This is a genomic window from Paenimyroides aestuarii (assembly GCF_024628805.1).
In the GTDB taxonomy this organism is placed as follows: Bacteria; Bacteroidota; Bacteroidia; order Flavobacteriales; family Flavobacteriaceae; genus Flavobacterium; species Flavobacterium aestuarii_A.
In genome coordinates this window covers 1,976,681-1,989,786 of sequence record NZ_CP102382.1, presented here as the reverse complement: position 1 = coordinate 1,989,786, position 13,106 = coordinate 1,976,681, and the positions used below count along the sequence as shown (strand labels likewise).

General features: G+C 34.3%; 11 protein-coding genes. 6 read left to right on the top strand and 5 right to left on the bottom strand.

Annotated features, from left to right (window positions below; all coding sequences use genetic code 11):
• Positions 1-17 precede the first annotated feature (17 nt).
• Both NPX36_RS09550 and NPX36_RS09545 read left to right on the top strand, forming a co-directional pair.
• The gene (locus tag NPX36_RS09550; protein WP_257498500.1) at positions 18-1,640 is read left to right on the top strand and encodes a T9SS type A sorting domain-containing protein; all 1,623 of its coding nucleotides are present in this window, start codon (positions 18-20) and stop codon (positions 1,638-1,640) included.
• A gap of 14 nt (positions 1,641-1,654) precedes the next feature.
• A complete protein-coding gene (locus tag NPX36_RS09545; RefSeq protein ID WP_257498499.1) occupies positions 1,655-3,220 on the top strand; it encodes a T9SS type A sorting domain-containing protein in 1,566 nt (521 codons plus the stop codon).
• Positions 3,221-3,250: 30 nt separating this feature from the next.
• On the opposite strand, the gene bshA is transcribed toward NPX36_RS09545, so the two are convergent.
• Both bshA and NPX36_RS09535 read right to left on the bottom strand, forming a co-directional pair.
• Positions 3,251-4,384 carry an N-acetyl-alpha-D-glucosaminyl L-malate synthase BshA gene (bshA, locus tag NPX36_RS09540; protein WP_257498498.1) on the bottom strand — a complete coding sequence of 378 codons (1,134 nt, stop codon included), beginning with the start codon at positions 4,382-4,384 and terminating at the stop codon, positions 3,251-3,253.
• Positions 4,385-4,405: 21 nt separating this feature from the next.
• Entirely contained in the window at positions 4,406-7,285 is a 2,880-nt protein-coding gene (locus NPX36_RS09535; RefSeq protein ID WP_257498497.1) for a glycoside hydrolase family 3 N-terminal domain-containing protein, read from the bottom strand.
• Positions 7,286-7,550: 265 nt separating this feature from the next.
• Between NPX36_RS09535 and NPX36_RS09530 the strand changes: the two genes are divergently transcribed.
• The 4 genes from NPX36_RS09530 to NPX36_RS09515 all read left to right on the top strand — a co-directional run bounded on the left by NPX36_RS09530 (position 7,551) and on the right by NPX36_RS09515 (position 11,123).
• Complete coding sequence (locus NPX36_RS09530; RefSeq protein WP_257498496.1) at positions 7,551-8,891, top strand: serine hydrolase domain-containing protein; 1,341 nt, start codon at positions 7,551-7,553, stop codon at positions 8,889-8,891.
• 81 nt (positions 8,892-8,972) lie between these two features.
• Positions 8,973-9,194, top strand: a complete 222-nt coding sequence (locus NPX36_RS09525) for a hypothetical protein (protein ID WP_257498495.1) — start codon at positions 8,973-8,975, stop codon at positions 9,192-9,194.
• A 106-nt stretch (positions 9,195-9,300) separates the two neighbouring features.
• Positions 9,301-9,864: an ATP-binding cassette domain-containing protein gene (locus NPX36_RS09520; protein WP_317618274.1), complete on the top strand. Its 564-nt coding sequence runs from the start codon at positions 9,301-9,303 to the stop codon at positions 9,862-9,864.
• Between the two features lie 194 nt (positions 9,865-10,058).
• Positions 10,059-11,123: a hypothetical protein gene (locus tag NPX36_RS09515; protein ID WP_257498494.1), complete on the top strand. Its 1,065-nt coding sequence runs from the start codon at positions 10,059-10,061 to the stop codon at positions 11,121-11,123.
• Positions 11,124-11,206: 83 nt separating this feature from the next.
• On the opposite strand, the gene NPX36_RS09510 is transcribed toward NPX36_RS09515, so the two are convergent.
• The 3 genes from NPX36_RS09510 to NPX36_RS09500 are packed head-to-tail and all read right to left on the bottom strand — an operon-like array spanning position 11,207 to position 13,081.
• Positions 11,207-11,689 carry an ABC transporter ATPase gene (locus tag NPX36_RS09510; protein WP_257498493.1) on the bottom strand — a complete coding sequence of 161 codons (483 nt, stop codon included), beginning with the start codon at positions 11,687-11,689 and terminating at the stop codon, positions 11,207-11,209.
• 1 nt (position 11,690) lies between these two features.
• The gene (locus NPX36_RS09505) at positions 11,691-12,287 is read right to left on the bottom strand and encodes a hypothetical protein (protein WP_257498491.1); all 597 of its coding nucleotides are present in this window, start codon (positions 12,285-12,287) and stop codon (positions 11,691-11,693) included.
• 2 nt (positions 12,288-12,289) lie between these two features.
• Positions 12,290-13,081 (bottom strand): (Fe-S)-binding protein, encoded by a 792-nt coding sequence (locus NPX36_RS09500; protein WP_257498490.1) that lies wholly within the window; start codon positions 13,079-13,081, stop codon positions 12,290-12,292.
• Positions 13,082-13,106: the final 25 nt, after the last annotated feature.

Here is a 13,106-nt window from a genome sequence, read left to right as displayed (position 1 = left end):
TAATTAAAAATTCATTTATGAAACTAAAACTACTTTTCGCGTTGCTGATTGTTACAATAAGTAATGCACAAACACAAGTTGGACAGGATATTGTAGGCGATATGGCAGATGACAAATTTGGACATGGTGTTGCCTTATCAGCCGATGGAAGTGTTATGGCAGTATCTGCCCCAGGGAACGATAACAACGGAGCAAACGCTGGACATATTAGAGTTTACTCAAAAGCATCAGGTACTTGGACACAAATTGGGCAGGATATTGAAGGAACGAATGCCGATGACCAGATTGGATATAAAATAGCGATATCTGATGATGGTAGTACTTTAGCATTCTCAACCATTACTAAAAAAGAAATAACTCCTTCAACTTATTATGGTAACATAATTAAAGTTGGTAGCATTAGTATATACAAAAATGTAAATGGCTCTTGGGTACAAATAGGACAAGAATTGAGAGAGGATGATCCTAGTCCAATTTTTGGACAAACTTCTGGATTTGGATTATCATTTTCATTATCTTCAGACGGTACTACAATCGCTATTGGACAGAATAGTGCCCAAAATTATAATAATAAAGTTATTATTTATAAGTTTATATTTGGGAATTGGGCTAAAATAAAAGAAATCATTTCGAATGATTATAATGTAACTCCTAATGCGGAAGATTTTTTTACCTCACATAGTGAGTTTGCATGGAATGTATATTTATCAGGAGATGGCAATACTCTAGCTTTTAGCGACATTACTGGTAATACCTTATCTAGTGTTAATGAAAGTGGTATTGTGATAGTTTATAAATATCAGTCAGGAGCATGGATAAAAGTAGGAAATACACTATCTGGAAAAAGTAAAAATATAAATTTTGGTCACAGAGTACAGCTTTCTGCAGATGGAAGTATTTTAGCAATTAGTGTAAGAGGTTCTTCTGTAGGTGGCGCAGGTTCTGGTCATGTAGAAGTTTATAAAATTATGGGTAATAACTGGGTACAAATAGGAAATGATATTGTAGGCGATGCAGCAATGGATTTTTGTGGTCAAGGTTTAGCTATGTCAGCAAATGGAAATGCCTTAGCTATAGGCTGTACAGGATGTGACACAGTAAACGGAACAGATACTGGCAAAGTTCGCATCTTTGAAAACATTCAAAACAATTGGATTGAAAAAGGCAGCGTAATTGGTGCTAATGCAGGCGATAAAATAGGTTGGTCTATTGCATTATCGAAAGACGGATACAATTTAGCCGTTGGAAATTCCGGCAGTAGCAGCGTGGGTGGTAAACCATATACTACAAATTTTGAAGAACAAACTGTTAGCGATAATTTATTGCAGGCAAATAATTATCAAGCAAAAGGAACTTTTCCAGGTTCTGTCCAAGTTTTCAATTTATCTGGCATTTTATCATCTGATACTTTCGTTTTACAAAACTTCAACATCTATCCTAACCCTACAACCGATATTCTAAACATTGAATTGAAAGAAAACTTATCGTTGGAAAAAGTATTTATTTACAACACAAACGGTCAATTGGTAAAAGAAACATCTGAAAAAACAATTAATGTAAATGGTTTTGCAAAAGGTATTTACAATGTACAGGTTTTAACCAATCAAGGTAATGCTACTAAAAAAATAATCGTAAAATAATAATCAAACTAAACATGAAACTAAAACTACTATTTGCATTCTTAATTGCTACAATAAGTAATGCACAAACACAAATTGGGCAGGATATTGTAGGCGATATGTCTGACGACAGGTTTGGGCACGGTGTTGCCTTATCTGCAGATGGGAGTGTTATGGCAGTATCAGCCCCAGGAAATGATAACAACGGAACAGACACTGGACATATTAGAGTTTACTCAAAAGCATCAGGTACTTGGACACAAATTGGACAGGATATTGAAGGAGCAATAGCAGATGATCAAATAGGATATAAAATAGCACTCTCTGATGATGGGAGTACAGTAGCATTTTCTGCTTTTTCAGCTAAGCGTACTACAAATAATATTTCTCACAGAGGTTATGTAAGTGTTTACAAAAATGTAAATAGTATATGGACAAAGGTTGGTCAGGATATAGTTGATACTACTGCTGATTTACTTTTTGGATTAGCAATCTCCTTATCAAGCGACGGTTCTACTGTTGCGATTGGCAGTCCTACTAATTTTGCTATATTTTTTGAACAAGTACAAGTTTATAAAAATATAGCTGGGACGTGGCAAAAAATTGGTGGATTTAGTATATATAATAATTCAACTAACGATATTTTATCCTTACGTTACGGGCATAATGTTTCCTTATCTGGAGATGGTACGATATTAGCTTTTAGTGATATAGATGGTAAACCAACTGGAGGGAATTTTGATAGCGGACTTGTATATGTATATAAATATCAGCTTGGCACCTGGGCTAAAGTAGGAAATACTTTATACGGAAATAATCAAAATGAAAGTTACGGGTATAGATTGGTTCTATCTTCGGATGGTGGCACTTTAGCTATTGCTGGTGGTCCAAATATTAAGGGATTAAACTCTGGACATGTTGAAGTTTATAAAAATCAAGCTAATAACTGGTTAAAGGTAGGAAACAATATTACGGGTGAAGCTGCAGGTGATTACTGCGGTTCAGGCTTAGCAATTTCAGCTAATGGAAATGCCATAACTATTGGTAGCACTGGTGCTGATACAACAAATGGAACAGACAGCGGTAAAGTTCGCATCTTTGAGAATATTCAAAATAATTGGGTTGAAAAAGGAAGTGTAATTGGAGCTAATACTGGTGACAGGGTAGGATCATCTATTGCACTCTCTAAAGACGGATATAGTTTAGCTGTTGGAAATCCCGGAGCTAACAGTGTAGGAGGCAAATCATTGATTATTGATAAACAAAATGTTAGCGAGAACTTATTGCAGGCTAATAATTACCAAGCAAAGGGAACATCTCCTGGTTCTGTACAAGTTTTCAATTTATCAGGCATTTTATCATCAGATACTTTTGTATTAGAAAACTTCAATATTCACCCTAATCCTACAACCGATATTATAAATATTGAATTGAAAGAAAACTTATCGTTGGAAAAAGTGTTGATCTACAATACTAACGGGCAATTAGTGAAAGAAACTTCTGAAAAAACAATTAATGTAAGTGGTTTTGCTAAAGGAATTTATAATGTACAGGTTTATACTAATCAAGGTAAAGCAACTAAAAAAATAATCGTACAGTAATTATAAGCCAAATAATAACCTAAAACACGCCTAAACAGGCGTGTTTTTTAATGCTTTATTGTAAATTGTTTCATAAAGCGGAACAATTTTTTCTACGCTGAAATTTTTTGAATGTGCAAATGCTTGTTCTTTAAAAGTAGCAAGAGATCGATCGTCTTTTAAAATGTGTAAGGCATTGCTTACCATTCCGTCTATATCGCCTATATTGTTTAAAAAGCCCGAAACACCTTCTACATTTACTTCTGGTAGTCCTCCGGTGTTTGATGATATTACCGGCACTTTATTGGCCATGGCTTCTAATGCGGCTAAGCCAAAACTCTCGGTTTCAGAAGGTAATAAAAATAAATCTGAATACTTCAGAATACTGTCGATTTCAGACGAATTTCCAAAGAATATCACTTTGTTTTCGATACCCAATTCTTTGGCTAGTTCTTCTGCTCCTAATCGTTCGGGACCATCGCCCACCATCATTAATTTTGCTGGAATTTGTTGTTGTATTCCATGAAAAACTTTTACTACATCCAATATGCGTTTCACTTTTCTAAAGTTACTCACATGGGTAACAATACGTTCACCTTCATGGGCAAATAGGCTTCGTTTGCACTGAAAATTGGCATCAAAGGTGTTTTTTTCTTCTATGAAATTGGGAATTACATGAATATCTTTCGTGGTATCGAATAATTCATAGGTAGATTTTTTTAAATCCTCAGAAACCGAAGTTACATAATCGGACTGGTTGATACTAAAACTCACCGCGGTTTTATAAAACGGGTGATTGCCCACCAATGTGATATCCGTACCATGCAATGTGGTTACCATTGGCAATGAAATTCCTTGATCTGCCAACATTTGTTTTGCCATATAACCCGCAAAAGCATGTGGAATGGCATAATGTACATGTAAAAGATCGATACCAAATTCTTTAACTGTATCTACAATTTTGCTAGAAAGCGCCAATTCATAAGGCTGGTAATGAAACAATGGATATTCTGGCACGACCACTTCATGGTAATGAATATTTTTATTTAAAAGTGCCAAACGCACCGGCTGGCTATAAGTTATAAAATGAACTTCGTGGTTGCGCTTGGCAAGTTCAATACCTAATTCGGTAGCAACTACACCACTTCCACCAAAGGTTGGATAGCAAACTATGGCTATTTTCATATTGTAAATTTCAAAAATTAATTATTTAAGTGCATCGTATATCACTTGCTGAATATCTTCTCGGGTATTGGCTTTTGAAAGCTTATTTTCATCGGCATTTGGATAGGTTCGGTTCGATAAAAAAACATAAATTAAATCGTTTTCTGGATCTGCCCAAGCCATTGTTCCTGTGAAACCTGTATGCCCAAAACTGTTCATGGAAGCACAACCGCAGGTAGGTCCGCTTTTGCCTAATTGGGGTTTATCGAAACCGGCTCCTCTCCTATTTCCTTCCTTGCAATAATAACAGGTATTAAAATCGTTAATGGTTTTTTCAGAGAGCAATTGTTCGCCATTAAATCTGCCTTTGTCTAAAAAAAGCTGCATCATTTTTGCAACATCCAATGCATTGCCAAACAATCCTGCATGACCTGCAACTCCGCCAAACATCGCAGCACCCATATCGTGCACATATCCTTGAACGGTGGTGTATCGGTAATAGGTATCTTCTTCGGTTGGTGCGATTTGCGATACATCAAATTTTGTTAACGGAAGATAGGTTAAATTGTTTGCTGATATTTTATCAAAAAAATACTGGTTCACCAATTCATTCAACGGTTTTTTGTAGGTTCGTTCTACAATTTCAGCCAAAAGAATAAAATTAAGATCGCTGTATTTGTATTCCTTTCTGCCCAATTTTGATGCAGCAATGGTTTGCAAAACAACTTTTTTATAATCTGATTTTAAAAATAAATTATCATTAATCTGTAAATTATAATCATTTGAAAAAGTAGGTTTGTATAAAGTTGCATTAGGCTTGCCGTTTTCCAAGGTTTCTTTGTAGAACGGAATCCAAGCAACTAAACCAGAATTGTGTGTTAGTAATTCTTTTATAGTGATATGTGCTTTATCTGTATTTTTAAATTCGGGCAATAAATCTCCTAATTTTTGGTCGAAACGCAACTTTCCGTCGTCATACATTTTCATCACCATGGGCAAGGTTCCCAACATTTTAGAAAGCGAAGCCAAATCGTAAATGGTTTGATTATTCACAGTTAAATGATCGTTATAGGTCATGGTTCCAAACGATTTATTATACACAATATTTCCGTTTTTAGCTACTAAAACTTGTGCACCAGGTGTATATTTGTTTCTAATCGCTGTTTGAACAAACGCATCGATTTCTTTTAATTTTTCTTCGTTAAAACCTTGTTCGCTGGCACGGCCGTAACGCAAATTTTTATTGGCCTTGGTTGTTATTCCATCACCATATTTAAAATGAGAACCAATAGAAACAGGTAATTTTCCTTTTGCAGCCTGCATTCCAAACAAAACATCGGTTACTTTTCTATGGGCAATCACATTGTTTTGATAGCCTAAAACTACGGCTTCAAAATTTGAAAAATCTTTCACATCACTTATTGCGTATGGCTTTGCAAAAGACACAAAAATGGTTTTATTGTTTTTGGCGATATTGTCTAGCAAGTTGATTTCATTGCGTGCCATATCATGTTTTTTCCACACTCCGTCTGCTTTGTGATAGCCCACAATTATTAGATCGAATGCTTTTAAATCGTTCAAATGATCTTCGATTTGATAATGATTAAAAACCGTTACAGGTTGGTTTGCCTGCAAAGCTTCGATAAATGTATCGTTCACATCGTCGCCCAATTTCACATAGGCAATATTTTGAGGTTTAGCACTTTTAAAAGGTACTATGTTTTTATTGTTTTTAACAACAGTAACCATATCTTCGTACAACTTGTAGCTTAAGTTGGTATATTCTTCTTTGTTTAAATCTTTATACAGATTTTTTGTAAGGATTGGTTGGTATTTATTTAAACCTGCTTTGTACTTGTAAAGCAATATTTTTTTTACCGAATGTGCCAATCGCTCTTCTGTAAATTCGCCTTTTTCAAATGCTTGATTGAATTTTTCAACTGCCAAGGGCACATTTTCTGCAAAAAGCAACACATCGTTTCCGGCTAAAAAGGCTGCTAAATCAACTTCACCCGGCGATTTGTGGTTGGCAACACCTTTCATATTTAAAGCATCTGTAAAAATCAATCCTTTAAAATTTAATTCTTCTTTTAAAAGCTTGGTAATAGTGTTGTATGACAAGGAGGTAGGAACACCCGATTTTGGCTCTAGTGCAGGTACTGATAAATGCGCCACCATAACCGATGCCAAACCTTCTTTGATCAATTTTTTATATGGATACAATTCAATATTGTCTAATCTTTTTCTATCAAAACCGATATTGGGTAACGCATGATGCGAATCGGTTGCTGTATCGCCATGTCCCGGAAAATGCTTGGCTGTTGCAAACACATTATTTTTTTGCATGCCGCGCATTAAAGCAGTTGCTTTATCGGCTACGTTCTCTTTTGATTCTCCAAATGAGCGGTTACCAATAATAGGGTTCAATGGATTGATATTGATGTCAACCACAGGTGCAAACATAAAATGAACTCCCAAGCGTTTTGCTTGTTCGCCCATTTGCGTGCCCATTTGTTCTATTAAATCGTTGTTTTGAATGGCTCCAAGGTTCATATTCCAAGGATAAACATAAGTAGAATCTAAACGCATGCCCAATCCCCATTCGGCATCAATACCAACAAATAAAGGCAATTTTGAAGCCGCTTGTAATTTATTAGTCATGTGTGCTTGCCTGCCCGGTCCGCCTTGAAAAAAAATCACACCGCCAATATTTTTAGATCGTACCAAATCTAAGAGTTCTTGAAGGTGCTTTTCATCGCGGTTGGAGTATGCGGCTACCATAAAAAGTTGCCCCACTTTTTCATTGAACGACATTTGATTGTAAACGCTATCAACCCATTTATCAGGTGCTTGAAACTTTTGTTTTGGTTGTGCAACTAGTAATATAGGAGCTAATAAAAACGTTACCCAGATTTTTTTCATAACAAATTTTAAATAAAACATTTTCAAAAATAATGTTTTAGCTACGATTTTAATAATTATAATTCGGAATTTTGCGTTAAAAAACAAACCACCTACCACTTTATACAAGAAAATATTCTTTTGAAGCAGGGATAATGGTTTACCAAAAACGATACCTTAATATTCAACAGAAAGATACATTTCATATTTTTTTCTTCTAATTTGTTTTTTCCTAAAAAAAAGTAACTTTACTACCGTTTAGTATAGTTGAAATTATTTTGAAAAAATGACAAAAAAAGCAATTATCTTATTAAGTTTTTTGATAACAACAAACTGTTTTTCACAAACGGATAGCAATAAAATTGCAGTAAATAACTTCCTAAATTACCTTTCAAAAGAAAATTCTTTTTTGGGAACGGTAGAAATGAAAAAGGGGAATGAAACGGTGTATTCCTATAAATCGAATCCATTAAAAGCAGAAAATGGTCAATACAGGGTTGGTTCTGTCACTAAGATTTTTACAGCTATTGCTGTTTTTCAATTGATTGAAGAAAAAAAACTAACACTTCAAACACCTTTGAGCAAATTTTATCCTCAGATTAAATATGCTGACCAAATAACAATTGAAAATTTACTTTCACATACAAGCGGCATCTTCAATATTACTTTTTGGGATAATTATTACTCCACAAGAAATCAAAACTTTTCAAAAGAGCAGATTTTAAATATCATCACGAAAGAAAAACCCGACTTTAAACCCAACAAAGATTGTTCATACAGTAATTCAAATTACGTGTTATTGGGATACATTATTGAAGACCTTACGGGGAAAAGTTATGCAACAAACATAGATGAACGTATTGTGAAAAAAGCAGGATTGCAAAAGACTTTCGTTGCAGAAAATGAACAAGACATTAAGCAGTATAAATCGTATTTATTTAACGGAAAAGATTGGTTTGAAGATGTGAGTTCGCATCCCAGCCTTCCTTTTGCAGCAGGTGCCATCATTTCAAACGTAAGTGATTTGAACAAATTAATGTATCACTTATTCCACGGAGATTTAGTTTCAAACGAATCACTTGCCGTAATGCAAAAACTAAAAAGCAAAGCAATTGGACACGGATTATTTAAAGCACCATTTTACGATAAAATTGGTTGGGGGCATACGGGTGGAATTGATGAGTTTAAAAGTGCTGCATTGTATTTTCCGAGTGAGGATTTGTATCTATCAATCACTTGCAATGGTTCGCGATTAAACATCAACGATATAATGGTGGGTATTCTTTCTGCTTATTTCGACAAAAAATATGAATATCCTGTATTTTATCATTCGGAAGTTACCAAGCCTGAATTAGCTATTTTCACAGGGACATATAAAGCAAAAATTGCCGGTTTAGTAACGATTGCAAAGTTTGAAATCACCGAAGCCGAAAACAATTATTTGTTTATGAACGAACTTGAAAACGGAAAAATAGGCGAAAGAGCTTTGTTGGAACGAATGGATGCAAACACATTCTTTTTACGAAATGCAAAAGGCAAATTGATTTTTACAATGGAAAACAACAAAGTAAAAAATCTGGTGTTGGAACAAGGAAAAATGGCTATTAAGTGTGTAAAAGTAAAGTAGCTTTTTATAAAAAAAGAACGCTAAAAAAAATCATCTTTAAATAACTAAAGATGATTTTCTGTTTTTTTAAAAAAAGCGGCTGTGCCAGCTTTCACCAGCAAGGAAAAAGCATTGAAGAAAGCATGCGAAAAGGAACGCGAAACCATTGAACGACAGCAAAAATTAGATAGCAGAGGAAAAGGCAAACAAGAAAAATCAGGCGTTACTAAAATAATGATGAATACACTGCGAAACAATGCCGAAAACAGCACGGCGAAGCTTAAAAGTATTCACACAGAAAAAGCTGGAAGTATTAGAGACTAACTGCAAGATTTAAGATCAACTCTAGTATAAACCGAACAAATGAAATTCGGCTTTAACAATTCTTCGCTTCATAAAGGTAAAGTGCTTTTTAATGCAGAAAACATAAATTAATAAGTATGAAAACGGCGATTTTATATGGAAGAACAATTTAAATATACAAATTTTAAGTGGATCACGTATTGCTGTAAAAGGTAATAACGGATCGGGCAAAACCACATTTATAAAAATATTATTAGATAATTTACAACCGCAACAAGGAACTGTTTTTCACAAAGAAAGTAAATCGGTTTACATAGATCAGGATTATTCTTTAATTAATAACAACTTGAAAGTGTACGAACAAGCACAACAGTTCAACGCTTTTAACTTGGAGGAACATGAAGTGAAAATCAGATTGAATCGTTTTCTTTTTCCTCAAAATACTTGGGACAAATCTTGTAATGCTTTAAGTGGTGGCGAACGTATGCGGTTAATGTTATGTTGTTTGACTATTAGAAGTGAATCGCCGGATATTATTATTTTAGCTGAGCTTACCAACAATCTCGACATTCAAAACAAAGAAATTCTTACTAATGCAATTAACGATTATCAAGGTACTTTAGTAGTAATTTCTCACGATGAAACTTTTTTAAATCAAAGAAATGTAAATCAAACAATAAATTTGCAATGATTTCATTTTAAATTTTATATAAAATTAAATAAAATTTAAAAAGCGCTGACTAAAAACTAGGATTTTTTTTTTGATTTTAAAAAATAAATTTGTTCTTTTGTTAAAGTATTATTATAAACTAAAACTAGATATTATAAAACTAAAAAAACAAAACATTTATGAACCTTTTTTCAAATTTTCTATCTCTCTATTTCATGAAAAATTTCATAACAAAGATCTTAGGTATTTCCTTATTATCTATATTATATCTAAACGCAGTATCGTGTACTGATGTCGAAGTTCTTAATATTGAAGATGATCCAACACCTCCGCCAACAGTATATATAGTTGGTACAAGTGGAGGTCTTGACGGAGTAACGGCTGTTGTAACTTACTGGAAAGACAGTATAGCGTTTCCAATTAACAATGGTAATAAAGGTGCGTTTGCGAATTCAATATTTGTCGAAGGAAATGATGTGTATGTAGCAGGTTTAGAACATGATGGCCAAACAACTATAGCAAAATACTGGAAAAATGGAATAGGAGTTTCGCTTACCACTAAAGAAAATAGCGCAAATGCAACATCTATTTTTGTATCAGGAAATGATATATATGTTGCAGGCTGGAAACAAGAACATCACAACGCACCTCCGGTAGCTACTTATTGGAAAAACGGTGTAGAATTTCCACTACCAAGCAATAAGTTCAGTTCTTATGCAGAATCTATTTTTATTTCTGGAAACGATATTTACGTTGCAGGATACGAAAATGATCCAAACGGTAATGAAATAGCAAAATATTGGAAAAATGGTATTGGTATAAACCTTAGTGATGGTTCGATACATACTATTGCTAAATCTATTTTCGTTTCTGGTAATGATATTTATATAGCTGGAAACGAAAATAACGGTTACACAAGTGTAGTTAAATATTGGAAAAACGGCGTAGTCGTCTCTATTACAGACGGTACATTAAATGCCTTCGCGAATTCAATATTTGTATCAGGTAATGATGTTTATATTGCTGGTGGAGAAGGTATCCCTAATACAGGACCTTCAATTGCTAAATACTGGAAAAATGGCGAGCCAACAGCACTAACTAATGGTCAGCGAGATGCTGCAGCTGTGTCGATATTTGTTTTAGAAAATGATGTATATGTTGCAGGAGACATATATAATTCAAGTGGACATCCTGTTGGTACATACTGGAAAAATGGTGTACCTACTAGCCTTACAGATGGTAACAATATTGGTTCTGCAATGGGTATTTTTGTAAAATAAAAAGATTTAAATTTATAAAGTAAAAGACAGATTATAATCTGTCTTTTACTTTATAAATTTAAAAAATAAACTGAGATTCTAAATTAAAAAAAGCGGCTGTGCCAGCTTTCACCAGCAGGAACTTCCCAAAATTCTTCGAATTCTTCAATGGTATTCACCAAATTGTTAAAAACAATGGTATTGGCGTTAACAGCTTTTTCTTTTGCCATTTTCTTAAAATCGATTAATGATTTATGAGCGATGAATGCACCTGTTTTGTAGGTTACATTCATTTTATCTAATAAATCGATTCCGAATTTTTGTTCTAAATCTTGAATGATTTTTACCGAAGCATCAATGGAACAGCCCGAAGCTGCATGGTACTCTTGATCTACCGCCAAAATAATAAAACGATTATATTTTATTTGATACGATGCTTTTAGTGGAGTGCTGTGTGCTGCCCAATTTTCTACAAAACTAGTCAACACTTCATTTGCTGTTGCCAGCTCTTCGTCGGTCATTTTTCTATTTGATTGGTAAATCCAAACCCGAGCCGATTTCGGCATTTCTTCAAAAGGTATCAACATGTTATTTTGCTTGTATATAAGATACTATATTATAATTTACAAATTTTCCTACTTTGGCATCATATAGTTCGCCAACATAATAAGATATTTCTACTTTATCTTTAACTTTCACTAATTTATCGGTTAACAAATAAGCCGTTTCAAAATCATACAACAAAATGAATTCGTGTTTTTTTCCCGATTCTTCTTGTACAACAAAAGTTATAAACCTTTCATCGTTTATATTATGAATGGATCCTGTAACCGTTTTTGTTTCTATGCTTTCAAAAATTTCTGCTTCTTCTTCATAAACAAAATGTTCAAAAATTTCTGGACATTTCAAAGCTAAATACACACCAATATCTTCACCCATTGTTTGCATTACACCTTCATCTCCAAAATAATCATTTCCGTAATAATGCGTTATATCTTCTCTGTGTTTATTTACTGATTTCAACATATAGACACCCATTGTGAATTCAGACTTTATTTCCACTTTGTCATTATTCACTTCGTTGCAAATATCGTCTGCAATAGTGCTTAACAAGTCTATCTTAGAAAGCTTTTGCGCCGATGCAAGATTAGAAATAAGAAAAGATATTATCAAAAATTTATTCATTATTACAAATCTTGGGCGTTAGCAATTAATTCGGCTACGTCTAAAACTTGTACTTCGCCTTCTTTGTGGTTAAATTTCACACCGTCTGTTAACATGGTATTGCAAAACGGACAACCTGCTGCAATAATATTTGGTTTCACTTCCAAAGCGTCATCAGTACGCTCCATGTTCACGTCTTTATTACCTTTTTCAGGTTCTTTGAACATTTGCGCACCACCAGCACCGCAACATAATCCATTGGCTTTAGAGCGTTTCATTTCCACCAATTCGGCGTCTAATTTTTGGATCAAATCGCGTGGAGCTTCATAAATTTTGTTAGCACGACCTAAATAGCAAGGGTCATGAAAAGTGATACGTTTGCCTTTAAACTGTCCGCCTTCAATGGTTAATCGGCCTTCTTCTAAAAGCGACTTTAGAAATTCGGTATGATGCACCACTTCATATGTTCCGCCCAAACCAGGATATTCGTTTTTAATGGTATTAAAGCAGTGCGGACACGCCGTTACTATTTTCTTCACTTCGTAACCATCAAACACTTGAATGTTCATCATGGCTTGCATTTGGAACAAAAATTCGTTTCCTGCGCGCTTTGCCGGATCTCCGGTACAACCTTCTTCTGTGCCTAAAACGGCAAATTTCACATTGGCTCTATTTAAAATGCGTACAAACGCTTTGGTAATCTTTTTTGCTCTGTCGTCAAAACTTCCCGAACAACCTACCCAGAATAATACTTCGGGTTGTTCGCCTTTCGCCATCATTTCTGCCATTGTTGGCACTACTAAATTTTCTGACATGATTTCTTTTTTTTAATTGATACTT

Bases quoted from the DNA above. Each gene is read 5' to 3' on its own strand.
- NPX36_RS09550 (WP_257498500.1), top strand. From the start codon at position 18: ATGAAACTAAAACTACTTTTCGCGTTGCTGATTGTTACAATAAGTAAT.
- NPX36_RS09545 (WP_257498499.1), top strand. From the start codon at position 1,655: ATGAAACTAAAACTACTATTTGCATTCTTAATTGCTACAATAAGTAAT.
- bshA (WP_257498498.1), bottom strand. From the start codon at position 4,384: ATGAAAATAGCCATAGTTTGCTATCCAACCTTTGGTGGAAGTGGTGTA.
- NPX36_RS09535 (WP_257498497.1), bottom strand. From the start codon at position 7,285: ATGAAAAAAATCTGGGTAACGTTTTTATTAGCTCCTATATTACTAGTT.
- NPX36_RS09530 (WP_257498496.1), top strand. From the start codon at position 7,551: ATGACAAAAAAAGCAATTATCTTATTAAGTTTTTTGATAACAACAAAC.
- NPX36_RS09515 (WP_257498494.1), top strand. From the start codon at position 10,059: ATGAAAAATTTCATAACAAAGATCTTAGGTATTTCCTTATTATCTATA.
- NPX36_RS09510 (WP_257498493.1), bottom strand. From the start codon at position 11,689: ATGTTGATACCTTTTGAAGAAATGCCGAAATCGGCTCGGGTTTGGATT.
- NPX36_RS09505 (WP_257498491.1), bottom strand. From the start codon at position 12,287: ATGAATAAATTTTTGATAATATCTTTTCTTATTTCTAATCTTGCATCG.
- NPX36_RS09500 (WP_257498490.1), bottom strand. From the start codon at position 13,081: ATGTCAGAAAATTTAGTAGTGCCAACAATGGCAGAAATGATGGCGAAA.